28 protein-coding genes, 1 tRNA gene and 1 other annotated feature are annotated in these 25640 nt (G+C 40.4%); of the genes, 5 read left to right on the forward strand and 24 right to left on the reverse strand.

Annotated features, from left to right (window positions below; all coding sequences use genetic code 11):
- Window positions 1-46 precede the first annotated feature (46 nt).
- Complete coding sequence (locus FFM66_RS00830) at window positions 47-349, reverse strand: helix-turn-helix domain-containing protein (protein ID WP_002313373.1); 303 nt, start codon at window positions 347-349, stop codon at window positions 47-49.
- 199 nt (window positions 350-548) lie between these two features.
- On the opposite strand from FFM66_RS00830, the gene FFM66_RS00835 reads away from it, so the two are divergent.
- Window positions 549-1346: a helix-turn-helix domain-containing protein gene (locus FFM66_RS00835; RefSeq protein ID WP_137604754.1), complete on the forward strand. Its 798-nt coding sequence runs from the start codon at window positions 549-551 to the stop codon at window positions 1344-1346.
- Window positions 1347-1396: 50 nt separating this feature from the next.
- Window positions 1397-2539 carry a site-specific integrase gene (locus FFM66_RS00840; protein ID WP_137604755.1) on the forward strand — a complete coding sequence of 381 codons (1143 nt, stop codon included), beginning with the start codon at window positions 1397-1399 and terminating at the stop codon, window positions 2537-2539.
- A 97-nt stretch (window positions 2540-2636) separates the two neighbouring features.
- On the opposite strand, the gene sufB is transcribed toward FFM66_RS00840, so the two are convergent.
- The 12 genes from sufB to FFM66_RS00900 all read right to left on the reverse strand — a co-directional run bounded on the left by sufB (window position 2637) and on the right by FFM66_RS00900 (window position 13331).
- Window positions 2637-4028: a Fe-S cluster assembly protein SufB gene (gene sufB, locus FFM66_RS00845; protein WP_048604344.1), complete on the reverse strand. Its 1392-nt coding sequence runs from the start codon at window positions 4026-4028 to the stop codon at window positions 2637-2639.
- A 73-nt stretch (window positions 4029-4101) separates the two neighbouring features.
- Window positions 4102-4584, reverse strand: a complete 483-nt coding sequence (gene sufU, locus FFM66_RS00850) for a Fe-S cluster assembly sulfur transfer protein SufU (RefSeq protein WP_048604345.1) — start codon at window positions 4582-4584, stop codon at window positions 4102-4104.
- A complete protein-coding gene (locus FFM66_RS00855; RefSeq protein ID WP_137604756.1) occupies window positions 4571-5806 on the reverse strand; it encodes a cysteine desulfurase in 1236 nt (411 codons plus the stop codon). The genes sufU and FFM66_RS00855 overlap by 14 nt, the downstream gene beginning before the upstream one ends.
- Window positions 5803-7098, reverse strand: a complete 1296-nt coding sequence (gene sufD, locus FFM66_RS00860; protein ID WP_137604757.1) for a Fe-S cluster assembly protein SufD — start codon at window positions 7096-7098, stop codon at window positions 5803-5805. Before sufD ends, FFM66_RS00855 begins: the two co-directional genes overlap by 4 nt.
- A gap of 13 nt (window positions 7099-7111) precedes the next feature.
- Complete coding sequence (sufC, locus tag FFM66_RS00865; RefSeq protein WP_048604348.1) at window positions 7112-7885, reverse strand: Fe-S cluster assembly ATPase SufC; 774 nt, start codon at window positions 7883-7885, stop codon at window positions 7112-7114.
- 188 nt (window positions 7886-8073) lie between these two features.
- Window positions 8074-8925 (reverse strand): MetQ/NlpA family ABC transporter substrate-binding protein, encoded by an 852-nt coding sequence (locus tag FFM66_RS00870; RefSeq protein ID WP_048604349.1) that lies wholly within the window; start codon window positions 8923-8925, stop codon window positions 8074-8076.
- 20 nt (window positions 8926-8945) lie between these two features.
- On the reverse strand, window positions 8946-9632 hold the full coding sequence (locus tag FFM66_RS00875) for a methionine ABC transporter permease (RefSeq protein ID WP_048604350.1): 687 nt from the start codon (window positions 9630-9632) through the stop codon (window positions 8946-8948).
- Window positions 9625-10659, reverse strand: coding sequence for a methionine ABC transporter ATP-binding protein (locus FFM66_RS00880; protein WP_137604758.1), 1035 nt, complete (start codon window positions 10657-10659; stop codon window positions 9625-9627). The genes FFM66_RS00875 and FFM66_RS00880 overlap by 8 nt, the downstream gene beginning before the upstream one ends.
- Window positions 10660-10727: 68 nt before the next feature.
- Window positions 10728-10982 (reverse strand) — a binding site (T-box leader).
- Window positions 10983-11041: 59 nt separating this feature from the next.
- Window positions 11042-11380, reverse strand: a complete 339-nt coding sequence (locus tag FFM66_RS00885; RefSeq protein WP_048604352.1) for a glycine cleavage system H family protein — start codon at window positions 11378-11380, stop codon at window positions 11042-11044.
- On the reverse strand, window positions 11362-11736 hold the full coding sequence (locus tag FFM66_RS00890) for an arsenate reductase family protein (protein ID WP_048604353.1): 375 nt from the start codon (window positions 11734-11736) through the stop codon (window positions 11362-11364). The genes FFM66_RS00885 and FFM66_RS00890 overlap by 19 nt, the downstream gene beginning before the upstream one ends.
- Window positions 11733-12917, reverse strand: coding sequence for an FtsW/RodA/SpoVE family cell cycle protein (locus FFM66_RS00895; protein ID WP_048604354.1), 1185 nt, complete (start codon window positions 12915-12917; stop codon window positions 11733-11735). Before FFM66_RS00895 ends, FFM66_RS00890 begins: the two co-directional genes overlap by 4 nt.
- A gap of 177 nt (window positions 12918-13094) precedes the next feature.
- A complete protein-coding gene (locus tag FFM66_RS00900; RefSeq protein ID WP_048604355.1) occupies window positions 13095-13331 on the reverse strand; it encodes a hypothetical protein in 237 nt (78 codons plus the stop codon).
- A 137-nt stretch (window positions 13332-13468) separates the two neighbouring features.
- Here FFM66_RS00900 and FFM66_RS00905 point away from each other — a divergent pair.
- Window positions 13469-13541: transfer RNA gene (locus tag FFM66_RS00905), tRNA-Thr, on the forward strand.
- Window positions 13542-13662: 121 nt separating this feature from the next.
- Here FFM66_RS00905 and upp read toward each other — a convergent pair.
- The 6 genes from upp to lplA all read right to left on the reverse strand — a co-directional run bounded on the left by upp (window position 13663) and on the right by lplA (window position 19122).
- A complete protein-coding gene (upp, locus tag FFM66_RS00910; protein ID WP_137604759.1) occupies window positions 13663-14292 on the reverse strand; it encodes a uracil phosphoribosyltransferase in 630 nt (209 codons plus the stop codon).
- Between the two features lie 136 nt (window positions 14293-14428).
- Window positions 14429-15667 carry a serine hydroxymethyltransferase gene (glyA, locus tag FFM66_RS00915; RefSeq protein WP_137604760.1) on the reverse strand — a complete coding sequence of 413 codons (1239 nt, stop codon included), beginning with the start codon at window positions 15665-15667 and terminating at the stop codon, window positions 14429-14431.
- Between the two features lie 123 nt (window positions 15668-15790).
- Complete coding sequence (locus FFM66_RS00920) at window positions 15791-16606, reverse strand: MetQ/NlpA family ABC transporter substrate-binding protein (RefSeq protein WP_137604761.1); 816 nt, start codon at window positions 16604-16606, stop codon at window positions 15791-15793.
- Window positions 16607-16681: 75 nt separating this feature from the next.
- Window positions 16682-17353 (reverse strand): methionine ABC transporter permease, encoded by a 672-nt coding sequence (locus FFM66_RS00925; RefSeq protein ID WP_048604359.1) that lies wholly within the window; start codon window positions 17351-17353, stop codon window positions 16682-16684.
- A complete protein-coding gene (locus tag FFM66_RS00930) occupies window positions 17350-18069 on the reverse strand; it encodes a methionine ABC transporter ATP-binding protein (RefSeq protein WP_137604762.1) in 720 nt (239 codons plus the stop codon). Before FFM66_RS00930 ends, FFM66_RS00925 begins: the two co-directional genes overlap by 4 nt.
- Window positions 18070-18111: 42 nt before the next feature.
- A complete protein-coding gene (lplA, locus tag FFM66_RS00935) occupies window positions 18112-19122 on the reverse strand; it encodes a lipoate--protein ligase (protein ID WP_137604763.1) in 1011 nt (336 codons plus the stop codon).
- Window positions 19123-19353: 231 nt separating this feature from the next.
- Between lplA and FFM66_RS00940 the strand changes: the two genes are divergently transcribed.
- The gene (locus FFM66_RS00940) at window positions 19354-19749 is read left to right on the forward strand and encodes a GNAT family N-acetyltransferase (RefSeq protein ID WP_137604764.1); all 396 of its coding nucleotides are present in this window, start codon (window positions 19354-19356) and stop codon (window positions 19747-19749) included.
- A gap of 49 nt (window positions 19750-19798) precedes the next feature.
- On the opposite strand, the gene lpdD is transcribed toward FFM66_RS00940, so the two are convergent.
- From lpdD to FFM66_RS00960, 4 genes are all read right to left on the reverse strand, one after another.
- A complete protein-coding gene (gene lpdD / locus FFM66_RS00945; RefSeq protein ID WP_246038408.1) occupies window positions 19799-20212 on the reverse strand; it encodes a prenylated flavin chaperone LpdD in 414 nt (137 codons plus the stop codon).
- Complete coding sequence (locus FFM66_RS00950) at window positions 20205-20771, reverse strand: UbiX family flavin prenyltransferase (RefSeq protein ID WP_048604364.1); 567 nt, start codon at window positions 20769-20771, stop codon at window positions 20205-20207. The genes lpdD and FFM66_RS00950 overlap by 8 nt, the downstream gene beginning before the upstream one ends.
- 62 nt (window positions 20772-20833) lie before the next feature.
- Complete coding sequence (locus tag FFM66_RS00955) at window positions 20834-22309, reverse strand: UbiD family decarboxylase (RefSeq protein WP_137604766.1); 1476 nt, start codon at window positions 22307-22309, stop codon at window positions 20834-20836.
- A 100-nt stretch (window positions 22310-22409) separates the two neighbouring features.
- Window positions 22410-23081, reverse strand: coding sequence for a LysR family transcriptional regulator (locus tag FFM66_RS00960; RefSeq protein ID WP_137604767.1), 672 nt, complete (start codon window positions 23079-23081; stop codon window positions 22410-22412).
- A 129-nt stretch (window positions 23082-23210) separates the two neighbouring features.
- On the opposite strand from FFM66_RS00960, the gene FFM66_RS00965 reads away from it, so the two are divergent.
- Window positions 23211-23939: a DUF554 domain-containing protein gene (locus FFM66_RS00965; RefSeq protein ID WP_137604768.1), complete on the forward strand. Its 729-nt coding sequence runs from the start codon at window positions 23211-23213 to the stop codon at window positions 23937-23939.
- A 41-nt stretch (window positions 23940-23980) separates the two neighbouring features.
- Here the strand turns inward: FFM66_RS00965 and FFM66_RS00970 are convergent, their stop codons facing one another.
- Window positions 23981-25639: a peptide ABC transporter substrate-binding protein gene (locus FFM66_RS00970; RefSeq protein WP_137604769.1), complete on the reverse strand. Its 1659-nt coding sequence runs from the start codon at window positions 25637-25639 to the stop codon at window positions 23981-23983.
- Window position 25640: the final 1 nt, after the last annotated feature.

Below are 25640 nucleotides of genomic sequence, written 5' to 3' on the forward strand. Positions count from 1 at the left end.
CTTTTATATATTTTTTTCAATTCTTTTCAATACTAAATTTGCTATTTCATCTTCTCTCAAAACTTTCACCTCTCTTCATTCGAGCAAACATAAACTCATTTACTGCTTTTTTTGAATAAAACTTTCTTGCACCTAATTCAACAACAGGTAATCCCTCATTTCTCACCGCATTTTTTAAAAAGTTTTCGCTCACATTTAAGTATTCTGCCATTTCTTTTTGATTGAGGTATTCCCTTGTCATACCCGCATTTTCTTGAGCCTTTTCAATTGCCTTTGTAGCAATTTGATAAAACTGTTTTAGAAACATTTCCTCCTGTTCTTCTGAAATCATTAATTTTATTGCTTCCACAAAAACCTCTCCTTTTTAATTAATTATTCTATAACTCCTCTACCTAAATAAGTACAAACAAGTACAAATTGTGTAAAAATGTATTTATTTGTATTTACGAGAATAATATATCACGCTCCCAACAAAAAGTAAATACTTTTAAATACTTTTGTTTTATAAATATGATATACTATCTATAAAAATAAAAAGGAGAAAAAAGATGAAGCCGAATCCTTCAGAAGCAGGAAAACGAATTAAACAATTACGCCTTTCATGTGGTTTTACTATGGAAGAACTTGGAAGGAAAATAGATAATTCACCACGTGCGACCATATCCAACTGGGAACGTGGGACCAATTTGCCAAATCCACAAAAGCTGAAATTATTGTCAACTATCACTAATTCAACAATTGACTGGATTAAATGGGGAACATTAGAAGAGTATATAACTTCATACCTTATCGATATAGGGTATGAGCTATATATTAAGGACTTTCCAGAGATACCTCACAAAGTCTTTAAAGACATCCAAGAAAGATATAGTGATACGTTTTCGCTAGATAAAGACTATGAGTTATTGAATCCTATAATAAAAAATATATTTTCAAAATATTACTCAAAAGATTTTGAAATTTATCTAAATGAGATACTTGCTAATGATATCAATCCTCTTATCGAAGAGTTTGCTAGTCAAAAACACTCTATCTCTAAGGAGCTATTTTTCAAAAGAGCCAACAGTAGACTTCAAGATAAGATAAGAAATGGGGATTTCAAATACGGTGAAAAAGAAATACTGATTGATTCTTCAAAACAGCTATTAAACGAAATGGACTTAGCCTATCAAGATATTTCACAGTATTCATCTGTCGAGGATTTCTTTTATAAAATTACTAAAAACCAATTTGAAACAGAAAAATTTATTTCTGATCTTAGCAAAAAATACAATTTCCCATATGAGAAAAATAGTATAATCGCAAAATTTCTAACTAATAATCACGATAAATTTAAAAGCAATTGATTCTTCAAATAACTTCTCTACCTGCAATCATGAAGTAAGGAGAGAATCAAATGGCAACATTTTTTTGTTATAAATTACAAAATGGCGAAAAATATTGGGGATTTGAAACTTATTTAGGAAAAGATCCCAAGACTGGAAAAGATATACGTACAAAGCGTAGAAGATTCAAGTCAAAAGCTGAGGCGCAAACAGCACTTAATAGACTACTTGTAGACTTTAAAGAAAAACAAGAGTTTAAAATAAATGTTACAACTTTTCAAGAGTTGTATGAATTATGGATTGATAACTACAGAACAAGAGTAAAACCGTCTTCTGTTGCCGTTGCTCAACGTTTTTGCAAGAACCATATATTACCTGCTTTTGGGGAATTACGATTGGATAAAATAAGTGTTAGTTATTGTCAAAAACAGGTGAATGAGTGGCACAAAACATTAAAACAATATGGTTTCTTGAGAAAAACAACTGCTCAAATATTTAAATTTGGAGTAGCAATGGAAGTCTGTAAGGATAATCCTATGTCTAAAACATTGCTTCCAAGAAAAATTGAAGAAGAACAACCCTTGAAGTTTTACACGAAAGATCAATTACAACTGTTTTTACAGAATACTAAAGAAAATAATTCAGTTAAACTGTACACTTTTTTCCGTTTATTAGCTTATACAGGAATGCGTAAAAGCGAAGCATTGGCGCTTCAATGGGAAGATATAGACTATTTCAATAAAACAATAACAATTGGTAAAACTATCGCTCAAGACGAGTTTAATCAAGTAGTTCTACAAGTACCTAAAACTAAAAAATCATCAAGAACGATTCAGCTTGATGATTTTACACTTAAACAACTGCGTATTTGGCAACAAGAACAAATGAAAATAATGATCTTATATGGCTATAACACGAATTCACCAAAACAGTTTCTTTTCACTACAAACACAAACAAGTTGTACTACCCCCAAGTAGTAAACGATTGGTTAGACTGGATTTACAAAAAGACACCGATGGAGCCTCAAATTACTCCACATGGATTTAGGCATACCCACTGTAGCTTATTGTTTGAAAGTGGTGCGTCGATAAAAGAAGTACAGGAACGATTAGGTCATAAAGATATTAAAACCACCATGAATATCTATGCTCATGTCACACCACAATCTGTTAAGAAAACTGGTGACCGATTTGCAAAATTTATGGGCGAATAATTCCAAACGTAGCCAAAAACGTAGCCAACCATTAAAATACAAATAAAAAAACGCTCGAAACGCTTTAATATCAACGTTTCGAGCAATGAAATAGTTATTAACCCACAGACCCTTCCATCTCATAACTAATCAATCGATTCAGTTCCACCGCATATTCCATCGGTAGTTCTTTGGTGAAGGGTTCGACAAAGCCCATGACGATCATTTCAGTGGCTTCTGATTCGGAAAGTCCACGGCTCATTAGATAAAAGAGCTGCTCTTCGGAAATTTTTGAGACTTTGGCTTCGTGTTCCAATGAAACTTGACTGTTGTGGATTTCATTGAAGGGAATCGTATCAGATTTTGACAGTTCGTCCATAATAATCGTGTCACATTCAATGTGGGACATCGAGCCGCTGCTCTTTTTGCCAAAGGTAACTTGTCCGCGATAATTAACCTCGCCGCCATCTTTAGAGATTGATTTAGAAACGATTGAGCTGGAGGTATTCGGTGCGTTGTGGATCATTTTTGCGCCGGTATCTTGGATTTGGTTGGCGCCGGCAAATGCGATTGACAGCATAGTACCCCGTGCGCCTTTGCCATCCAGATAAACGCTTGGGTATTTCATTGTCGTTTTTGCTCCCAAGTTCCCATCAATCCATTCAACGGTTGCTCCTTCATAGGCTTTCGCCCGTTTGGTTACTAGGTTGTACACGTTTGAGGACCAGTTTTGGATCGTAGTGTATCGGCAGTAAGCATCTTTGCGGGTGAAAATTTCAACAATTGCCGCATGCAAACTATTGCTGGAATATGTCGGTGCAGTACACCCCTCCACGTAATGGACGCTGGCGCCTTCATCTACAATGATTAATGTTCGTTCAAACTGCCCGGTATTTTCTCCATTGATTCGGAAATAGGTCTGCATTGGCACATCCACTTTGACACCTTTTGGCACATAAATAAAGGTTCCACCAGACCAAACCGCTGAGTTCAATGCCGCCAATTTATTATCCGTAGGCGGTACAAGTTTTGCAAAATATTCTTTAAACAATTCAGGATATTCTTTAAGTGCCGAATCGGTATCAGTAAAGACAATTCCTAATTTGGTAAATTCTTCCTTCATATTGTGGTAAACCACTTCTGATTCATACTGTGCTGAAGCGCCAGCCAAATAGGCCCGTTCTGCTTCTGGAATACCAATTCTTTCAAAAGTTTCTTTGATTTTTTCTGGTACATCTTCCCAGTCACGTGCTGGTTTCTCACTGGATTTTTGATAATATTTCAGCGCATCAAAATCAATATCGGATAAATCCGGACCCCATTTTTGCATAGGCATTTTATGAAAAGCTTCCAGTGATTTCAGCCGAAATTCCAGCATCCACTCCGGTTCTTCTTTGACTCGTGAAATCTCACGAACGACTTCCTCTGTCAAACCTGTACCTGTGCTGAAAATTGGTTCTACATCATCATGAAAGCCAAATTTATATTCTTCTAATTCAGGAACTCCCATGTTCTCACTCCTCGCTCTTTTTGGTTGAAAGTATGTTCAACCGATTTCCACTGCTAATTTGCTGCTTTTTTTCTCACGCGTGATCGCTGTCTTCTGGTTGATGGAGATGACCTGTTTCTGCCACACCATTTGATTCTACTGCTTGACCCAATGCCTTCCAAGCAAGTGTTGCACATTTGATTCGAGCTGGAAATTTTGCCACTCCGCTAAGGACGGCCGCTTCTCCCAACTCCTCTTCCTTTGGTGTTTCATTGCCTTGCACTAATTCTGAAAAAGCAGTAATCAGTTCTTCGGCTTCTGTTACACTTTTTCCAAGAACTGCATCCGTCATCATGGAAGCACTGGCGGTACTGATGGAACAGCCACTACCGTCAAAAGCGATACCCGTAATGATGCCATCTTCCACTGCAAGTTCCAAGTGAATCACATCTCCGCACGTTGGATTATTCATCTCCACCGCTTGATCTGCTTTTGCCAAAGAACCATGATGATGAGGATGGCTGGAATGATCCAAAATAACTTGTCGGTATAAATTATCTAATTTAGAGAGTGCCATGTTGGAAAAACTCCTTTGTCGCGTAGATTGCTTCAACTAATCGGTCGGCATCTTCTTTCGTATTGTAAAAATAAAAACTTGCTCGAGCTGTTGCCGGAACCTTCAAATATTGCAGTAAAGGTTGTGCACAATGATGTCCAGCCCGTACAGCAACGCCTTCCATGTCTAAGGCAGTTGCCACATCATGGGGGTGTAAGCCCTCTAGGTTAAAGGCAATGACTCCGGTATGTTTAGCAGCCTCTTGCGGTCCAAAAACAGTCAGACCTTCGATTGCCTGCAGCTTTGGCAATACATAAGCCACAAGCTCTGCTTCATACGCATGGATCTGATCCAAACCGAGGACCGAAAGATAATCAATGGCTGCTCCTAAAGCGATGCCCCCGGCGATATTTGGAGTCCCGGCTTCAAATTTCCACGGCAATTCTTTCCATGTACTGTCTTGTAGTCGGACAAAATCAATCATTTCTCCACCAAATTCTACCGGTTCCATGACTTCCAACCATTTTTTCTTTCCAAATAATACACCGATGCCGGTTGGTCCGCACATTTTATGTCCACTAAACGCATAAAAATCCGCATCCAATGCCTGCACATCTACCGGCATGTGGGGAACTGCCTGCGCACCATCCACCACCATGACCGCTCCTTTTTGATGAGCAAGTTGTGCCAACTCAGCCACCGGATTGATCACACCTAATACATTCGAAACATGGGCGATTGAAACAATCTTCGTTTTGTCAGTGATTTTTCGTTTTGCATCTTCCATATCAAGAAAGCCTGCTGGTGTAATATCGATATACACAAGCTTTGCATTCTTTCTTTTGGCAAGTTGTTGCCATGGAATAATATTGGAGTGATGTTCCATATAGGAAATGACGATTTCATCGCCTTCTTGAATGAAAAAATCACCAAAGCTTTTGGCTACCCAATTTAAGCCCGTTGTCGTTCCCCGCGTAAACAGGACTTCCGCAGTTTCTTTGGCATGGATAAATTGGCGGACTTTTTCGCGAGCCCCTTCATAGGCATGTGTTGCCCGCTCCGCTAAGGTATGGACACCTCGATGAACATTGGCATTGTCCTGATGGTAATAATCGGTTAGCGTTTGTAAAACAGCTTCCGGTTTTTGCGTTGTTGCGGCATTATCCAAATAGACCAATGGTTCGTCATTGACCTTTTGATTTAAAATAGGAAACTCTTTTCGAAGTTTTTGGGCATCGATCATGCGTTCAACTTCCCTTCGATAACGTCAATTAATTCTTCTTGGACTTTTTTGACAGGAATCGCAGTGATTACAGAACCTAAGAACCCGCGAATCACCAATCGTTCGGCATCTTCTTTTCGCAAGCCGCGGCTCATCAAGTAATACATTTCCTCTGGATCGACCCGACCGACACTGGCTGCATGCCCGGCAACAACTTCATTTTCGTCAATCAATAAAATAGGATTGGCATCCCCGCGAGCATGATCAGACAGCATCAAAACCCGACTTTCTTGTTGGGCATCAGCACCTTTTGCCCCTTTGATGATATGACCGATACCGTTAAAGGTCAGCGTGCCGTGATCCAAAATAACGCCATGTTGGAGAATATGTCCCACGGAATGAGGGGCTTTATTGGTGACCCGTGTATCAATACCTTGAGTTTGACGACCAGAAGAAATCGCAACAGCTTTAAATTCTGCATGGGAGCCGTTACCCACCAGGTCAGAATCAAAATCTGCGATTACATCCCCATCATTCATCACTCCAATGGCCCAGTCAATCGACGCATCCTGCATCAAATAGCCACGACGATTCATGTAAGTAGTGATGTTTTTTCCTAATTGATCAATTGCCGCAAATTTTACTTTTGCTCCCGGCTTTGCAATAACTTCCACAACGATATTGCCAGAAATTTTTTCTGTTTCTTCTCCCATAGTAGAAAAACGTTCCAAATAGCTGAATTCACTATGGTCTTCTGCTACGATCAAAATATGTTTGAAGAAATGCGCTGCATCACTGCCGGCATGGTAAAAGATTGCTTCAATCGGTTCTTCAATCACGACATTTTTTGGTACATATAAAAACACACCGCTGTTCATAAATGCTGCATGTGCTGCTGTTAGTTTATCTTCATCAAAAGGAACAGCCTTGGTCATATAATATTTTTGCACCAAATCAGGATATTCCTGCATTGCTGTAAATAGATCAGTAAAAATCACGCCTTTATCTGCAAGCTCTTGAGAAAGTTGTTCAAAGACTGGAACATCGTCGATCTGAATGTGCATTGGATGGTTATCTAGTTCATCAAAACTAGGAATTGCTCCCAGCGATTGGGCACTTTTTTCTCCTTGTAACGCTGCTTGACTGATAGTAAACAACGGCCAGCGGGTAAACTTCACACGTTCAATATGGGGAAAAGCCAGTTCATCGACTTGTGCCAAGGCAGCTTGTCGCAAAGCGAGCATCCAGTCTGGTTCTTCTTTCAATGCAGAAAAAACCTTGACGTCATCAAGATAGTTCTTGAATTCTTTCATTCTCTCGCCCCCTCTATGCTTCTTCTTCGCTGTATTCGATACCTAATTCGTTGCTGATTCCGGCGTAGCCTTCTGCTTCCAACCGTTTGGCAAGATCGGCATTTCCTGTTAATACCACACGACCATCCATCATGATATGAACAACATCCGGTGTGATGTAATTTAATAAACGTTGGTAATGGGTGATAATCAGAGAACCAAAATTATCTCCCCGCATTTCATTGACACCTTTTGCAACAACCTTCAAAGCATCAATATCCAAACCGGAATCGATTTCGTCTAAAATCGCAAATTTTGGTTCCAGCATCAATAATTGCAAAATTTCGTTGCGTTTTTTCTCCCCACCGGAAAATCCTTCGTTTAAATAGCGTTCTGCCATTTCTTCCGGCATATTCAACAAGTCCATTTTTTTATCTAATTTTTTTAAAAATTCCATAACCGACATTTTATGGTCATCATCCCGTTTGGCATTAATCGCTGCCCGCATAAATTCTGCGTTGGTGATTCCCGGAATTTCACTTGGGTATTGCATCGCCAGAAAAAGACCTAGGCGTGCCCGTTCGTCAACATCCATTTCCAAAATATTTTCACCGTCGAGAAGCACTTCTCCTTGGGTAACTTCGTAGTTGGGGTTGCCCATGATGGCAGCAGACAAGGTGGATTTTCCTGTGCCGTTTGGTCCCATGATGGCATGAATTTCACCAGTTTTCAGCGTTAGATTGACGCCTTTTAAGATTTCTTTATTTTCAATCGATACATGTAAATCTTTCACTTCTAAGACTGACATAATGTATTCCTCCAATAATCATTCATTCTCACTCATTTTAGACTAATTGAGAATGAAGTTCAATGATCCACTGCTAAGATCTGGCATTTTCGCGCTATTTCGTGATAAACTTTTCTTTTTTATAAGAATATTTCTAAAATAAAAAACGAAATCTCTCCGTCAGAAAGATTTCGTTCGTTTGTTAAGAATTATTTTGCGTCAGCATCAACGATTTTGACAGACCCTTGCCATTTTTCATCAACAAAATCTTTCACTTCGTCACTGTGCAATGCTTCGATTAATTTTTTGATGGAATCTTTGTTTTCATCGCCACTACGAACAGCAATCACGTTAACGTATGGAGAATTGTCGCTTTCAACTAACAAGGCATCTTTTTTCGGATTCAAACCGATGCCGTAAGCAAAGTTTGCGTTGATGGCTACCAAATCAACATCTTCGTTTTGGTAGGTTGTTGCTAGCAATTCTGGGTTGATATCGTGCTTGAATTCGATGTTTTTTGGATTTTCATCGATATCTTCAAAAGTAGCAGTTTCTGGATCAACGCCTTCTTTCAAGGTCAACAGGTCAGCATCTTGGAAAATCGTCAAGATACGGCCCCAGTCAGATTCAGAGTTGGATGTGATAACGGTCGCACCGTCTTTCAAATCTTTGATGTCTTTCAATGTTTTTGAATACAAGCCCATTGGTTCGATGTGAACGGCTCCGGCATTGACAAAGTCATAGCCGTTGTCTTTGATCTCTTTGTTCAAGTAAGGAATGTGTTGGAAATAGTTGGCATCAATGTCTTTGTTTTCCAACGCTTTATTTGGCAAGATATAGTCATCAAATTTTTTGACTTCTAATTTAATGCCTTCTTTTTCCAATAATGGTGCCGCTGCTTCTAAAATTTCCGCATGAGGAGTTGGTGAAGCGCCTACTGTTAAGGTTGTTGTCTTTTCTTCTGCTGCTGAGGAGCCGTCAGTACTGCTGCCGCCGTTTCCACATGCTGCTAATCCCGCTGTTACTAATAATACTGTTGCTAATCCAAAAATCTTTTTCATATCCTATTTCCTCCCTTTTTTTAACGCTTATCGGTTTTTTTCGTCAAGAAATCACCAATTCCTTGAACAATAAACACAATAATCAAAATAATAATCGTGGCTACCATTGTTACTGTGTAGTTTCCACGTTGAAACCCTTCCTGCCATGCCAGTGCACCAAGACCACCGGCACCGATTGCTCCGGCCATTGCCGTGTAACCGATCATCGAGATTGTTGTCACTGTGATTCCTGAGATCAGTGCCGGAACACTTTCTGGAATCAATACTTTTCGGATCACCTGCCAATAATTGGCACCCATCGCTTCGGCAGCTTCTAATACACCGGGGCTGACTTCACGAAAGGCAATCTCTACTAACCGAGCATAAAATGGTGCTGCGGATAAAACCAATGCGGGAATTGCTGCTTTAGCTCCCAACATTGTTCCAACTAAAATCATCGTAAACGGAATAATCAAGACCATCAAAATCATGAATGGCGTGGAACGGAAAATGTTGCTGATGATGGAGATCAAATTATAAAAAATTCTGGCAGAGGTTTGTTGCTTTCTTCCCAGAGAATACAGAGCCAAACCAAGCAGCAATCCGATAATCACTACTAAAATCGTTGAGATTACTGTCATGAACAAAGTGTCATAAAAGGCTTGTTTCATTGTATTCCAGTCAATCATTTCCAGATTGAAATAGGTTTCCATAAATCCTTTATCCATGATGAATCACCTCCACGCCAACTTGTTGTTCAGCAAAAAAGGTAATTGCTTGATCGACTGCCTGATCTTCTCCTGAAAGCAGGACGGTCAAGGAACCGAATGAGCCTTCTTTTGCCTGACGGATTTTCCCGTACACCACATTGATATCAATATCAAATTGTCGAATCGCTTGTGAAATTACCGGTTCATTGGCATTGTCTTCATTAAAGGTCAAGGTCACTAAACGTCCAGTTGGATTTTCAGCGATAAATTCCTCCAACAATTCTTCCGGATCTTCCCGTGGTTTGAAGTCCTGTTGCACAAATCGTTTCGTCACTTCTTGTTTCGGATGACGAAAGACATCTACGACCAATCCTTCTTCCACGACTTTTCCCAGCTCCATGACGGCTACTTTATTACAGATTTTACGAACCACATTCATTTCATGTGTAATCAATACAATCGTCAATCCTAATTTTTGGTTGATGTCTTGCAGTAGTTCCAAGACTTCTTCGGTTGTTTGGGGATCTAAGGCACTTGTTGCTTCATCACACAATAGAATCTGCGGATCGTTTGCCAACGCTCGGGCGATTCCGACCCGTTGCTTTTGCCCACCGGATAATTGCGATGGATAGGCATTGCCTCTTCCCTGCAAACCCACCAATTGCAATAAGTCTTCTGCTTTTTGTTTTCGCTCAGCTTTCCCAAGTCCTGCAAGTTCCAATGGCAATTCGATATTTTCGATGACCGTTCGTGACCACAGCAGGTTAAAGTGCTGGAAAATCATTCCGATATTTTTTCGAAATGCCCGCAATTCTTTGTTCTTCAGTGCAAGGATGTTCTGCTTATTGACGATTACTTCGCCGGCAGTTGGTAGTTCTAGTCCATTGAGCAATCGCACCAATGTACTTTTTCCTGCACCGGAATATCCTACAATGCCGTAGATATCTCCTGGTTCAACCGTTAAAGAAACATCATTGACCGCGTCGATTCGGCCATTTTTGCCTTCAAATGTTTTTTTGACATGCGTCAATTGAATCAATGACATGCTCTTCCCATCTTTCCTTTAGCGTATTTTCTAAACAAAAAAACTTCCGTCCTTGTGCATATTTCTATACAAAGGACGAAAGTTATCATCTTTCGTGTTACCACCTTGATTCGTTATTGTTTTACAACAATAACCTTATCCGGTACTTGACTGTTTCTCGCATACCGTTGTGCGTTAACGGGCACCCCCGTATCAAGCTAGTCCTTAGACTCACTTCATCCGCTCAAAGACCATCTTCCATCTCATTTTCGTTACCCGTTTGCAGCAATTCCGGGCTCTCTGTGAACGTTAGTGACATGTACTCTTCTTTTCAAAGCTTTCAATTATTGATGAAATTATAACAACGTACCTTACATGTGTCAATTATTTTCTGAAAATAATTTTAAAGTTTATCAAATTCGGCTGGATCAACGTCTTTAAAAGCGACAATCCAGGCATTCATTTCGTCTTCATCATTTAAGATATCCACGGATGCATCAACTTTTTCATTCACGGAAGAAACGACACCTGACAAAGGACTTGGAAATTCGTTGACAGCTTTTTCTGCTTCAACTTCCAGCAATGCTTCCCCTTGTTTCACTAATTTTCCTACTTTAGGTAAAGAGGCAAAGGTGATTTTTCCAAGTTCATCCTGCGCTTCCTTCGTCAATCCGACACAATATTCGCTGCCGTTAAACAGCACCCACAAATTATCTTTTTTCTTTAGACATTTCTTTTCCATGATTCTTTCGCTGCTCCTTCAAAATCAATTTCTTTAAATCCAATGGCTTGGATTTTGCCATTTTTTTCCAGAATGGGACGCTTGATCAGCATACCATCTGTTGCCAACAATTCGCAAGCTTCTCGCATGTTGAGGGTCGGCACGATAGTTTTTAATCCTAGCTGACGATAGTTTACACCACTTGTGTTAAAAAAGCGACGAATTGGCAAGCCGCTTTCCTTCATCCAGCCTTCCAGCTTCTCGGCAGTCGGCGGTTGTTGAATCATATCAATCAGTTGATACTCTATTTCATGGGCATCCAGCCAGGCTCTTGCCTTTTTGCAGGTACTGCATTTGGGGTACCAATAAAGATTCATTCTTTCACTTCCTTCGAAGTTTCTGCTTGAAACCGCATCGATAAAATCAACCCGATTCCGATCATGTTTCCTAAAATCGAAGATCCCCCTTGGCTGATAAAGGGTAAAGGTATTCCCGTCAGCGGCATCAGCCCGATGTTTGCGCCGATGTTTTCAAATACGTGAAAGAGAATCATCATAATGATCCCGCTGGCAATGTAGGCATAAAATTCGTTGTTGGTATCAAAACACACCCGAATCATGCGGTAAATCAAAATAAAATAAAGTAAAATTACAAAAGAGCCGCCGATAAAACCAAAATTTTCTCCAATAACCGTGAAAATCATATCGGATTCTCTTACCGGAACGTAGACATCACTGACGTTGAATCCTTTTCCAAACATTCCACCAGACCCAATCGCCAACAAGCCTTGTGCCGGTTGATAACTTAGTCCAGATGTGTCATGGAAAGGATTGAGCCAGGAATCGATTCGGGCAAATTGATAAGATTTAAAGCCGATATTGTACAATAATTCCCGACCGGTTTCTGTTGTTACCAGATAGATGGTCCCACCACCAATGACCACAAAGAGAGCCACAACAGGAATAATGATTCGCCAGGAAATTCCTGACATTAAAAACACACCGCCTAGAATAGCCAAAAAGACTAACATCGTTCCGAAATCTTTTTGCAACATTACTAATCCCAAGACCGGCAATGACACCAACGCCATCTTGCCAATCAAAAAACCATCCGTCGATAAATTACGATTTCGATATTTGACATTGTGGGAGGTAACCACTAACGCCAACATTAAAATAAAGGCGATTTTCATTAATTCTGCCGGCTGAAAAGTAAAGGAGCCGAACTTAAACCAGTTTTTTGAACCGGTCACATTGGCTAAATCTTTATCATAAAATCGCAACAGCGCCAACATAACGGCTAAACCCAGTCCATAGATAAACGGGGTTAATTTCCAGATCCATTTTGATTTCAAGTGCATGATAACAATAATTGCAATGGTTCCTATAACGTACCACAAACTTTGGATCGCCATTTTTTGCAGTACATTTTGCCCGGTAGGGTCTTGGCTCAAAGCCACGTATAACGAAGCAAGGCCGACTAAACATAATAGAAAGACCGGCAAAATCACGCCATAATCAATACGGCTGTCGGTCGAAGTTGATCGTTTTTTTTCCATGATTCCTCTCTTTTCCTTCAAAGATACACCTTATCATTATAGAGGTGTTGTTACAGAAAAGAAAGACATCCCGTCCTTCATTCAGAAAAAATTTAGAAATACCGTTTGCGGACTGATTGAAGTCAGACCGTATAATTTCACTAAAAAAATATCACCGAAAAAAATCGGTGATCAAGTTTAAATCTTTTTCATATGTTTATAATTGATGATTAACACACCATTGCTTTGCGTAAGTAACTGTTGATTGTCAGGAGTTTCATCCAATTCGATTACTGCAGAATTTTTCAGCTGCTTTGTAACGGTCCCTGTCTGCGGTTTGCCATAGATTGAAAATTTCACATGAGTGTCTACTAAAAACCCTTCTCCAGCTTCAGAAGGAATTACTGTTGCATCAAATTTACCAAACGTTGCCATTCACAAAACCTCCCTTTATATATATTCATTATAGCACACTTTGTGAAAATTTGCAGAAATTTTGCTAATAAACTCTTTTTTTACTACATTTCTCTTTACAAACCTCCTTTTTTTTTCTATAATTCTTGTTGTGTCACGCCGGCTTAGCTCAGTTGGTAGAGCATCGCACTCGTAACGCGGGGGTCGTAGGTTCGAATCCTATAGCCGGCATAACAAAAGAAAGTCAGCAATCTTAGCTTCTAAGATTGCTGACTCTTTTTTTATTATCGCTTATCCAAAAAAATCCTGCCGAATTCTTCGACAGGATTTTTTTCATCACTCGTTACAAAACCTATTTTGTTCCAAATAAACGGTCACCGGCATCGCCAAGTCCAGGAACGATATAGCCGTGTTCATTCAAATGATCATCCAAAGCTGCCGTGTAGATATCAATATCTGGATGAGCTTCTTGCAAGGCTTTGACGCCTTCTGGTGCAGCTACGAGACAAACAAATTTAATGTTTGAACCGCCGCGTTTTTTCAGGGCATCGATTGCCATGATTGCAGAACCACCAGTTGCCAACATCGGGTCAACAACAAATAGCTGACGGGAATCGATATCTTCTGGTAATTTTACAAAATATTCATGAGGTTCCAAAGTTTCTTCGTCCCGGTACAAGCCAATGTGTCCAACTTTAGCAGCTGGAATCAATTCCAAAATACCGTCTACCATTCCAATTCCGGCACGTAGGATCGGAACGATGGCAACTTTTTTCCCTGTTAACGTTTTTTGTGTAGTTTTGACGATTGGTGTTTCGATTACCGTATCTTCCAATGGCATATCACGAGAAACTTCATAAGCCATTAACATGGCGATTTCATTGACAACTTCACGGAAAACTTTTGTTCCGCAATTTTTTTCCCGAATAATAGTTAGTTTGTGTTGAATGAGTGGATGGTCGATTACTTGAAATTTGCCCATGATGATTCTCCTTTAGTTTTCTTCTATTTTAAAGCAAATAATGAAGAGAAACAACATTTCTTCCAAATTTGCTAAAAATTCCGCAAAAGAAGGCGGGGACCATTCATTGAATGGTGCCTCACCTTTTGTCTGCCGATTATTGATAAATCGGGTGTTTATCTGTTAAAGCCTTCACTTCTTCTTTTACTTGTGCCAGAACTTCTTGGTCTTCTTTGGCACGTAATGCCTTTACAATCAATTTTGCTACTTCAACTGCATCTTCTTCACTAAATCCACGACTAGTAATTGCCGGTGTTCCCACACGAATTCCGCTGGTTTTGAAAGGACTCAATGATTCGAATGGAATTGAGTTTTTATTAACGGTAATATTTACACTGTCCAAAATGGCTTCGGCTTCTTTTCCGTTCATTTCAAAATCACGCACATCGATCAATAGCAAATGATTGTCCGTTGCGCCAGAAACCAACCGAGCTTCTGGGGCTTGATTGAAAACTTTAGCCATTGCTTGAGCATTCGTAATGACTTGTTGCGCATACTCTTTGAATTCCGGTGCCAGTGCTTCTTTGAAGGAAACTGCTTTTCCGGCGATCACATGCTCTAGTGGACCCCCTTGAATACCAGGGAAAACAGCGCTATTGATTTTTTTCGCTAATGCTTCGTCATTAGTCAAAACCATTCCGCCCCGTGGACCGCGTAAAGTTTTATGGGTAGTGGTGGTCGTGATGTCTGCATAAGGAACGGGTGATGGGTGCAAGCCTGCTGCAACTAATCCGGCGATATGTGCCATATCTACCATTAGTTTTGCACCGATTTCATCAGCGATTTCACGGAATTTTGCAAAATCGATGGTGCGGGAATAGGCACTGGCACCTGCAACAATCAATTTAGGCTGATGTTTCCGAGCTAAAATCCGCACGACATTGTAGTCAATCACTTCCGTTGTTGGATCAACACCGTAGCTGACAAAATGATACGTTTTACCACTGAAATTAACTGGTGAACCATGAGTTAAATGTCCCCCTGCGGATAAATCCATCCCCATGATGGTGTCGCCGGGTTCCACTAAGGCTAAATAGGCTGCCGTGTTAGCTTGTGAGCCGGAATGCGGCTGCACGTTGACAAATTTGGCACCAAATAATTCTTTTGCTCGATCAATTGCTAAATTTTCAACGACATCGATGTATTCACAACCGCCATAATACCGACGACCGGGATAACCTTCAGCATATTTATTGGTCAATACACTGCCTTGTGCCGCTAATACCCCTTTTGAAACAATATTTTCCGAGGCAATCAGCTCCAAATTGTTTTGTTGTCGTGTAAATTCATTTTCGACTGCTTGCCATAATTCTGGATCAAATTCTTTATAGTCCATTGAGAACAACACCCCTCTTACCTTGTTAGTTCGAATTGTACCATAGTTTTCTCTACTGTGAAGACCTTAGGCTCTGGATAGACAAAAAAATCTGTATGCACCTCTTGATGCATACAGATTTTTTTAATCAAAGGAAGGAATCAATGTATCCTGATGTTCTTTTTCCAAAAATTCGTGAACTTCAGGGCTGGTCATGGCTTTTTTCAACGCTTTGATTTTTGCGGAATCTTGATTGTCTTCCCGTGCGACTAAAGAAATCGCAAAGCGGCTGTCGATTTTCTTTTCCAATAAAATAGCATCACTTGGTTTCAACCCAATTTTTGCGATATATGTTGGGTAATCATAGACCATTGCTACATCTTTTTCATTGTAAGCTTCCGCAAGATTTAAAAGATCCACCGACAACCACTTGAAATTGTGGGGATTTTCCACGACATCTTTAAGAGTTCCATTGAAGCCGGCATCTGCTTTCAATTCGATTAAGCCCGCATCCGCTAAAATTGCCAATGCCCGACCTTCATTGGAGATATCGTTTGGCAACGCAATCGTTGCTCCATCCGGCAAATCAGCGATATCTTGATAATTTTTTGAATAGAAACCAACTTTTGCGTCATAAATTTTTTGAATCATGACTAGATTGGCATCTTTTTCTTCATTGAATTTTTCCATGAAGGGTTCATGTTGTGCAAAGTTAGCATCTACTTCTTTATTTTTCAATAGTTCATTGTATTGTATGTTGTCATTGACTTGGACTAATTGAATGTCCCAACCCTCTTTTTTAGCGACTTCTGCGGCTTTTTTTACCACATCTGTCATTGGTGTCGTTTGACTTGCTACTTTGATTACTTTCTCTTCACTGCTTTTATTACTGTTGTTGCCGCAAGCACCTAATAAAAGTGCTGCTCCCAAAACTGCGATCCCTACTGCGATTTTTTTCATCTATTTTTTACCCCTTTAATTTTTTTAGTAAATCCTCTATCCCTGTTTCAAATTAGCAGACAAACAGAGGAGGAGTTATTTTCGCTTATCGATTCTTCTGGCGATTGTGGTGCCCAAAAGTTGAATCCCAAAAACAAAGAGAATCATGATGACAATCGTTGTGTACATGATGTCGTATTCATAATTCTGATAGCCGTAACGAATCGCAAAATCACCGATTCCTCCACCACCCACGATTCCCATGACTGTGGAATACGAAACCAGACTAATGGAGGCAGAAGTAAAGCTCAAAACCAATCCACTGCGGGCTTCCACAAATAAAAATTCCAACAACAACTGGCGGCGGGTAGCCCCTAAAGAAGCCGCTAATTCCAAAATCTCTGCTGGTACATCCAACAGGACCTGTTCCACCAAACGAGCATAAATCGCTGCTCCGACAAAACTTAGAGGAAAAGCAGCGGCATAGGTGCCAAAAGCTGTTCCCATGACAAGTCTGGTCAACGGAATCAAAGCGACGACAAATAATAAAAACGGAAAGGAGCGGACGATATCCACATAAAGATTCAGCACCCAGTACACCCCTTTATTAGGTGCCACGCCTTTTTTTCGTGAAAGAAAAATATAGGTGCCAATCGGCAGACCGACAAGCAGTGACGCTGCCATCGCAATGCCCATCATAATCAATGTATCCCCGATAGCTTGGAACATTTCCGGTCGAAATTCATTGAGTCTTTCCCAATAATTCATCCCTGCAACCTCGCAATCACTCGCTCTTCATAGCTGTCTGTACTTTGCAGTGAAAGATTTTTAACTGGAGTAATTGCCTTTAACTTTCCTGCTTCCAAAATTGCTGCTCGCTGGCACAAGGCCTTGACTGCAGCTAATTCATGACTGACAAAAACGATAGTTGGTTGAAATTCTTGATGCACTTTTTTTAGAAGCTCCAAAATATCCGCCGTGCTTTTTTCGTCCAAAGCCGAAGTAGGTTCATCACACAAAATCATCTTAGGATTATTTACCAACGCTCGAGCGATTGCCACCCGTTGTTTTTGTCCCCCGCTCAACTGCCGCGGATAAGCTGTCTCTTTTTCCTGCAATCCGACAAAATGCAACAACTCTTTGACTTTTTGCGGTTCTTCCCGTCCCAATAATTTTAGCGGCAAAGAAATATTTTCAAACACCGTACGGTTATAGAGTAAATGGTATTGCTGAAAGACCATGCCAATCGATTGTTTCAATTGACGAATTGCTCTTTGGTCCAGTTTCGCTACTTCTTTACCCTCTAAAAAAAGCGATCCCTCAGAAGGCGTTTCCAACAGGCTCATTATTTTTAACAGCGTGGATTTTCCCGCACCACTTTCACCAACGATTCCAAAAATTTCATTGGGAGCAATCGTCAAATCCAGCGGAGCTAACACCAACTGCTGATTGTATTCCTTTGCGATACCTTTCAGTTCGATCATAATGGTCTCCTTGATAGTTTTAGTCCGTCTTTCAACTTTTTCCTATTCAATCAATAAATCCAACAACGTTTCGTTAGTCAAATGGCTGAAATACTGATCCGCTTGAATCTGTTCAATGACCTGTGCCAAAGCTGGTCTTCGGTAGTCTTTCCCAATAAATAATGCAGCCAACTCACTGGATTCCTTTTGACCAAAATAATCACCGTAAAAAATCAAATCCGTGATTTTTCCTTTAGCCACTGTCAAACGGGCATCGATGATTCCCACTGCCGGATACCGACGACGCCGTTGCAATGTGTAGGTAGGTGCTTCTCCATAAATCCACGCTTCATTGCCATAAAGACTTGTCACCAACTGATCAATCGCCTGCTCGTCTTCTATCGATAATTGAATCTGCTTGTCCGCAATTTGAGTGACATCTTCCACCGAAAATAATTGTTTCAACAATTCGTTGCGAAATTCTTCGATACTTAATTCCTGATAGTTTTCAGACAAATAAGGACGCAAATTGGTTACGTGGCTACGAACTGATTTGGTGCCTTTTGATTCGATTTTATCCTTGGCAACCTGCAATGCTTGAGGCAAAACATCCAAATCAACATCCAGCATCAAAGTACCGTGAGAAAATAATTTTCCCCGCTTCTTATACATGGCATTGCCTGAAAATTTTTTGCCATCAATCATTAGATCGTTGCGTCCGCTGACTGTGGCTCCGGTTGCGCCTAATTTATGGATAGCTCTTAAAATCGGTTCGGTAAATTCTTTAAAGTTTCCAAAATTCCCATCAGCTTTGGTCACAAAGCTAAAGCTAACATTTCCCAAATCGTCATAAACTGCCCCGCCACCAGACAAACGACGTGTCACCGTGATCCCCTTTTCTCGAACGAAGCGTTGATTGATTTCCTCCAACGCATTTTGATTCCGCCCGATAATGATACAGGGTTCTTGAATATAAAATAATACCAATGGTTCATCAAATTCTTGTTCCAACAAATATTGTTCTGTCGCTAAATTCCGGCGAATATCGTGAGAAGGCATCACATAATAATACATCTCAAAGAATTCCTTTCTTGTCAGATTGACACTACTTTTACTACTGTACTATTTTTCAAAAATATGTCAACTATACAGCACAGATTTTTCTTGTTTAAACATCTATATTTATCGAAAAGCAACTGTTTTTAATCTGTATCATTTTTTATTGTATAAAGCAATTCCACACTTTCTGTAGCTAAAGACAAAAAAATGCTACAATTAAAAAAATGATTTTTTTGGAGGGAATTTATGCCGTATCATTTAGCACTCAATTCTGCCATCCAACCTTTTGAAGTTCCCGCCTTACGTGAAAGTATCGGGTGGGGCGGTCGACCGCAGGATTATCCCCAACTTTTTGAACGTTGCAATTTTTATGCTGACATCCGAGAAACTACGACAAAGCAATTAGTAGCATTCGGCTATGTTTGTGGTATGGGATTGGAACACGGATATCTGGAAGACATCATGGTTCATCCTGCTCATCAGGGAAAAGGTCTTGGAAAACAATTGATTCATGCATTAATCACCGAAAGCAAACAACGAGGATTGGGCATTCTGACCTTGTCAACGGATGAAGAGACCGCCGCTTTTTATCAAAAGTGTGGCTTCGATTTGGAAATTTCCGGGGTGATGTATCTGGATTAAAGGCGCTAAACGCAAAAAAATCCGCAAACTTTTTGTTTGACGGATTTTTTTAGTGCGGTTTTTCGTTTTTTTGATAATACTGAGGTTCTTTCTCAGAAAATGGGTTTGTGGACAACCATTGCTGAAGCTGCTCTCCCAATTGTGCAGCCATCTCAAAAGATACTGCAATTTGTGCTTGGGTGATTTGATCCACATGAACACCAGACAACAGAACACAGTTTCCCGGCAACAGCGCTTGGATCATAGGTACAATGACCTGTGCTAAACGATCGTCTTTGTGAAATCGTCCGTCATGGCTGGGAAAACGAAACGTTTCGGGTAAAATATCTTTTGAAAATGTCGTCACAGTACCAATATGAGGATAATCCCCCCCAGTCAACTGAAGTAGCAAATCTTTGTTTCTCACCGTTGCGCTGATTTTCATTGTATACTTTTCGGCAGAAACTTGAAATTCTTTACTCATCGCCACCCCATCTTCCTTGACTGTCATTGGCGATGCCTAATGCATCCAACAATTTCATGGTGTGATGATCCACCAAATCTTGGATTGTTTTTGGCTGATTATAAAAAGCTGGGATCGGCGGAATGATTTGCACGCCTAATCGTGAAAGCTTCGTTAAATTTTCTAAGTGGATTGCGTTTAACGGTGTTTCTCGTGGAACTAAAATCAGTTTTCGTTGTTCTTTTAAGGCAACGTCTGCGGCACGAGTAATTAAATTGTCTGCTAATCCGATGGAAAGGCTAGCTACTGTTTTCATGCTCGCTGGAACGATCACCATGCCATCGGTCAGAAAGGAACCGCTGGCAATCGCCGCTCCTAAATCTTTGTTGGAATAGTGATAGTCCAACAAACCTTCTACCTCTTTCAATGACATTTCCGTTTCAAGCTTGAGGTTTTCTTTCGCCCATGAGCTGATTATTCCATGCGTTTCAACATCAGGAATCGCCTTTAATTTTTTGATTAGGTCAAGTGCATAGATTGTTCCTGATGCTCCGGTGATTCCAATTACGATTTTCTTCATTTGTTTTACTCCCTTCTAAAAAATGCCGCAGCAAAAAGTTACGGCATTTTCCATCTGTAGTCTTAGTCCAGATATTTTTTCCAGTCAGCAACTTCTTTGAATTGCGCACGGATAAAATGATCTTTCATATCAAAAGGAACGGTTCCATCAAGAATGGTTTTGGAACTCATCCCCCGTACCCGAATCGACTTTGGATCGTATTCCGGCAACTCAGAAGGATCAAGAGGGTGATTCCGCATCCCAGGCAAAACAAGAATGTCCTGATCTCCTTGGAAACGGGTATTTAAAGTCCACATCACATCGTTCATATCAAAAATATCCACGTCTTCATCTACCAAAATGACGGTTTTCAATTCTTTAAAGGCCGAGAGAGCCAAAATTGCGGCTTGTCGTTGAATTCCTTCATCGGCAGGATTTTCTTTGCGAATTTGCAAAATACTCATTAATTTCCCGCCACCTGCAGGAGGGTTGTACACATTGACAACTTTTCCGGGAATTGCTTTATCCACCAATTCTAAAATGCTCGCCTCCGTTGGGATACCAGCCATTGACACATGTTCTTCGCTTGGACCGATGGTTGTTTGCATGATTGGTTGATCCTTGCGGTGGGTCACTGCTTTAACCTTGACGACATTAACAGCAGGATTGGCATCTCCGTTGTAACCAGGAAATTCCGGCATCGCTTTACCAGTATGGGTGTTGATATCTTCTTGCATTCGTTGATTTGGCATGATTTCGGCTTCAATAATAAATTCTGCCCGCGCGATGCCCACTTCATCTACCGCAACCCCATCAACCAATTGCACAGGTTCCTGCCGCAGGGCACCGGCAACCCATAATTCATTGTAGCCTAAAGGCGTGGTAGGCGGTTCAAAGGTTGCACCAATTGTGATGGCAGGATCAAGTCCGATATTGATCGTGATCGGCATTGATTTATTTAATTTTTCAAATTGCTCTTGAAAATGTCCGATATGTCGACCACCAGGCATGATATACATACCAATTGTATCTTTGTCTTCCAAAACCATTCGATGAATTGTTACATCACTCATGGTTTTTTCCGGATCAGAGCCAAAAACGACACCCATCGTAATGTATGGTCCGGCATCATATTCCGTATTGGTTGGTGCTGGTAAAATTTTGCGAATATCAAATGCCGGATCAGAAGCTAGATGAACGACTTCTTGTGCGGGTGCGTCTGCTTTGGCGACCTTAACTGGCTTCACAGGATTTTCTACTGAATCTTTCAATAAACGTCCTAAGGTTTTATAATCGTGATGAAAAATTTCCCCTACACGTTTGCGGCTGGCCATGATACCGATCAGCACCCGTTTGTCAGGAAATCCCTTTATCTTATTGAACATCATCGTTGGTCCTTCTTGTGTTGGACGTTTGACGGTTCCTCCCGCACCGATATAGCGGTAAACACCGGATAATTCTGCCTCCGGATCAATTTCGATTGCTGTCTCATGGTATTGTCCCGGCAGTTCTTTTAGTTCAGCGAGAACTTTTCTTAAATCATAAGGTTCTTGTGTCATGATGATTTCCCCTTTCCTTAACTCATCATCATTGTAAAAGTTCCCGCTGTCGCAAACAATTCAACTTCCGGAAGAATACATTCCAAAACGGAATATTAATTTACTGTTCTTGTAAATAGGACCAAAACAGATTGGAGGCTTTGGAGTGTTCTCCTTTTTTTCGTACAAAGCAAAGCGAACTGATTTGGTTCGGGGTCACCGGAATTGCCACTAATTCTTCGTTAAGAAGATTGAGAACCGTTTTTTCCATCGCTAAGGTAATACCTAGTTCACTGGCAACCATTGTTAAAATCAAGTCGATTCGGGTACCTTCATATGTGATAGTGGGATTGATTTCCGCTTGCCGACACATTTCCATTACCGGAAGATACAGATTGGTTTCTTTTCCCAAAAGCAAAAAATTTTCCTGTGCCAACGCAACGAGAGGTAGTTCCTTTTCCTTTGCCAGAGGGTGTCGTTTTGGTAAAACAGCGACAAATCGATCCTGTTCTGTAATCAACCACTCCCACATGTCTGCTTTTTCTCCAAAGATTCGGGCAAAAACAATGTTGTTCTTTCCTTCCAACGGTGCAGGAAAAAGCTCAAAACTCTCCGCTTCGGTCAATTGGATTTTTCGATGCTCTCGTTGAAATAATTCTACGCCTAATTCTTTTTCTAAATTCAAAATTTGTTTAGAAATATTGCCTTGGGTAGTAAAAAGATGTTCTGCCGTCTCGGTGTAGCTCAAGGTTTTCGTCAAATCAATGAAGGCTTGCAGTTTATTGATGTCCATTATTTCGCTTCCGTTCTATTCCATTTGAGAATACTTTAGCACGAATTTTGAATTGGCGAAACCATCTTTGATTGGTAAAATGAACCCGCAAGTAAGCAGTTATTCATTTATAAGGGAGGAAGCAATTACATGCCAACTGGTGTTATTATCAACGCCCTGTCTGTTGTCTTTGGCGGATTAGCGGGCGGATTTTTAGGAAACAAATTGTCGGAGAAATTTAAAACGGAGATCACGATGATTTTCAGTGTTTGTTCGATGGGAATGGGAATTTTTGCCATTGCACCGATGAAATATATGCCGGCGGTTATCTTTGCTTTAGTCATTGGTACTGGAATCGGGTTAGCGATTCATCTGGGGGAATACATCAACAAAGGGGCCATGCTGATGCAAAAACCTATTAGTAAACTCTTTCCAAATGAAAATTTAACGATGTCGCACGAAGAATTCATCAATACGCTTGTGACCGTAATCGTTCTTTTTTGTGCTAGCGGAACCGGTATTTATGGGAGTTTGGACGCAGGAATGACTGGCGACAGTACGATTTTGATTTCCAAATCGATTTTAGATTTCTTCACTGCTGCGATTTTTGCCTGTAATTTGGGCTATGTAGTTTCAGTCATTGCGGTTCCACAATTTTTAATTTTCTACGTTCTTTTTTTAGCGGCAAAATTCGTCTTCCCACTGACAACGCCGGATATGATTTTCGACTTCAAAGCTTGTGGCGGATTCTTGATGTTGGCAACTGGTTTTCGAATGGTCAAACTAAAAATGTTCCCCATTGCCGATATGATTCCAGCCATGATTTTGATCATGCCTTTAAGCTGGATTTGGGTCAATTGGCTGATGCCTTTACTCTAGGATAAAGAAAGACCGATACTGAAATCAGTATCGGTTTTTTTCTATTTCAACATAATTTTTCCGTAGAAATTTGGCGGTCCAAACAAGTGATGGATCATTCCTGTGATATTGTCCCGTAATAAAGCTGTGTTAGCAGATTGATAGATTGGAATTACTGCTGCATCCTCCAACAAGGTATGCTCTGCTTTGATCAACGTTTGCCAACGGGTTTCCAATTGATTGGATTCTGTCTGGGCTTGCGCCAATAATTTATCATAGGTTTCATTGCTATAAACAGAAGGATTATTGAAGGCTTCTGTTTGATAGGTATTCAGATACGTGGTAGGATCTTGAAAATCCGGACCTTGGCGTGTCAGCATCAAATCAAAATCATGGGATTGTTTTTTATCCAACAGATTTTTTTCCGGAACCAAAGAAATTTCGACAGTTAAGTCCGGCAGGTTTTCCTGTAGGGTGTACTGCAAGTATTCCGTGATTGCTTTGTTCTCATCCTGATCTGAAGCAGACAGTTGAAGGGTAGCTGTTTTTTCTCCCAACTCTTTTAAACCCTTTTGCCACAAGGTTTTGGCTTTTTCAACATCAAAACTTTGAATATCGCCGCTTTCTTTACGGAAATCTTCGTTACTTTCTGGATTTTTCACGAATTCACTTGGAATTAAGCCATAAATAGCTCGGGAATCATTATCCAGCAGTGTATTGGCAATGTGTTCCCGATCAATGGCAAGGCCAATAGCTTGGCGAATCGATTTGTTGGCAAAGATCGTTGCTTTATCCTCTTTCTTTTGATTCAATTCCAGTGTATGGACCCAAGAATCAAGCTGAGTCGTGTAGTTTTTATCCTTTTTGTATTGTTTGGCATACTCACCGGAAAGGACTGCCCGATCCAGTTGTCCATCTTTGAACAGATTGACAGCTAAATTCGTATCTTTAACAACTTGGATATTGACTGCCTTGACATTGCTTTGTTCTTTGTTCCAATAGTGATCATTTTTTTCATAAACCCATTTTTGATTGCCGTGTTTCCATTCAGCTAAACGATAAGGTCCATTATAAATTAGATGGTCGCTATCCAAAGCATAGTTTTCTCCTTGTTTTTCCACATATTTTTGGTTTTGTGGAAACAAGGTTGGAAAAGTCATCACTGAGGTAAAATAAGCCACCGGATGTTCCAAGGTAACCAACAAGGTATAATCATCTTTTGCTTCAACACCAAGGGTTTCCGGTTCAGCTTTTCCTTCTAAAATTTTGGAGGTGTTTTTAATATCTGCCAATAAAAATGAACTTGGTGAGCCAAAAGACGGCGTGACTACCCGGCGCCAAGCATAGACAAAGTCGTGAGCTGTTACCGGATCACCGTTTGACCAAGTAGCATTTTTTCGAAGGGAAACGGTATACGTTAAGCCATCTTCACTAATTTCCGGCAATTTTTCCGCAACACCGGGAATAATATTGTCTTCGTCATCTAAATTATAGAGTCCTTCGATAACCTGTGTGATAGCAATAAAACTGCCCCCATCCAGCGCATTGCCAGAATCCATGGAAGAAATCTCATTGATCTCCATCATATTGATGATTTTTTCTTGATTGTCGCTATCTGCTTGGACGTTCTCTTTTTTCGTATCCGCTCCCGCGGCACAAGCAGTCAAACCAATCAACAGTCCTAAAATTACCCCAATTCCCGCAAACTTTTTCCAATTCATT

It is taken from the genome of Enterococcus songbeiensis (assembly GCF_005405265.1).
Lineage (GTDB): Bacteria > Bacillota > Bacilli > Lactobacillales > Enterococcaceae > Enterococcus_C > Enterococcus_C songbeiensis.

Bases quoted from the DNA above. Each gene is read 5' to 3' on its own strand.
- FFM66_RS00925 (WP_048604359.1), bottom strand. From the start codon at position 17,353: ATGAATTATTGGGAAAGACTCAATGAATTTCGACCGGAAATGTTCCAA.
- FFM66_RS00885 (WP_048604352.1), bottom strand. From the start codon at position 11,380: ATGGAAAAGAAATGTCTAAAGAAAAAAGATAATTTGTGGGTGCTGTTT.
- sufU (WP_048604345.1), bottom strand. From the start codon at position 4,584: ATGGCACTCTCTAAATTAGATAATTTATACCGACAAGTTATTTTGGAT.
- sufC (WP_048604348.1), bottom strand. From the start codon at position 7,885: ATGTCAGTCTTAGAAGTGAAAGATTTACATGTATCGATTGAAAATAAA.
- glyA (WP_137604760.1), bottom strand. From the start codon at position 15,667: ATGGACTATAAAGAATTTGATCCAGAATTATGGCAAGCAGTCGAAAAT.
- FFM66_RS00900 (WP_048604355.1), bottom strand. From the start codon at position 13,331: ATGGCAACGTTTGGTAAATTTGATGCAACAGTAATTCCTTCTGAAGCT.
- FFM66_RS00895 (WP_048604354.1), bottom strand. From the start codon at position 12,917: ATGGAAAAAAAACGATCAACTTCGACCGACAGCCGTATTGATTATGGC.
- upp (WP_137604759.1), bottom strand. From the start codon at position 14,292: ATGGGCAAATTTCAAGTAATCGACCATCCACTCATTCAACACAAACTA.
- FFM66_RS00950 (WP_048604364.1), bottom strand. From the start codon at position 20,771: ATGAAGAAAATCGTAATTGGAATCACCGGAGCATCAGGAACAATCTAT.
- FFM66_RS00870 (WP_048604349.1), bottom strand. From the start codon at position 8,925: ATGAAAAAGATTTTTGGATTAGCAACAGTATTATTAGTAACAGCGGGA.
- FFM66_RS00875 (WP_048604350.1), bottom strand. From the start codon at position 9,632: ATGGATAAAGGATTTATGGAAACCTATTTCAATCTGGAAATGATTGAC.
- FFM66_RS00835 (WP_137604754.1), top strand. From the start codon at position 549: ATGAAGCCGAATCCTTCAGAAGCAGGAAAACGAATTAAACAATTACGC.
- FFM66_RS00955 (WP_137604766.1), bottom strand. From the start codon at position 22,309: ATGACACAAGAACCTTATGATTTAAGAAAAGTTCTCGCTGAACTAAAA.
- FFM66_RS00840 (WP_137604755.1), top strand. From the start codon at position 1,397: ATGGCAACATTTTTTTGTTATAAATTACAAAATGGCGAAAAATATTGG.
- sufD (WP_137604757.1), bottom strand. From the start codon at position 7,098: ATGAAAGAATTCAAGAACTATCTTGATGACGTCAAGGTTTTTTCTGCA.
- FFM66_RS00855 (WP_137604756.1), bottom strand. From the start codon at position 5,806: ATGATCGATGCCCAAAAACTTCGAAAAGAGTTTCCTATTTTAAATCAA.
- FFM66_RS00890 (WP_048604353.1), bottom strand. From the start codon at position 11,736: ATGAATCTTTATTGGTACCCCAAATGCAGTACCTGCAAAAAGGCAAGA.
- sufB (WP_048604344.1), bottom strand. From the start codon at position 4,028: ATGGGAGTTCCTGAATTAGAAGAATATAAATTTGGCTTTCATGATGAT.
- lpdD (WP_246038408.1), bottom strand. From the start codon at position 20,212: ATGAGTAAAGAATTTCAAGTTTCTGCCGAAAAGTATACAATGAAAATC.
- FFM66_RS00940 (WP_137604764.1), top strand. From the start codon at position 19,354: ATGCCGTATCATTTAGCACTCAATTCTGCCATCCAACCTTTTGAAGTT.
- FFM66_RS00930 (WP_137604762.1), bottom strand. From the start codon at position 18,069: ATGATCGAACTGAAAGGTATCGCAAAGGAATACAATCAGCAGTTGGTG.
- FFM66_RS00965 (WP_137604768.1), top strand. From the start codon at position 23,211: ATGCCAACTGGTGTTATTATCAACGCCCTGTCTGTTGTCTTTGGCGGA.
- lplA (WP_137604763.1), bottom strand. From the start codon at position 19,122: ATGTATTATTATGTGATGCCTTCTCACGATATTCGCCGGAATTTAGCG.
- FFM66_RS00960 (WP_137604767.1), bottom strand. From the start codon at position 23,081: ATGGACATCAATAAACTGCAAGCCTTCATTGATTTGACGAAAACCTTG.
- FFM66_RS00880 (WP_137604758.1), bottom strand. From the start codon at position 10,659: ATGTCATTGATTCAATTGACGCATGTCAAAAAAACATTTGAAGGCAAA.
- FFM66_RS00920 (WP_137604761.1), bottom strand. From the start codon at position 16,606: ATGAAAAAAATCGCAGTAGGGATCGCAGTTTTGGGAGCAGCACTTTTA.
- FFM66_RS00970 (WP_137604769.1), bottom strand. From the start codon at position 25,639: ATGAATTGGAAAAAGTTTGCGGGAATTGGGGTAATTTTAGGACTGTTG.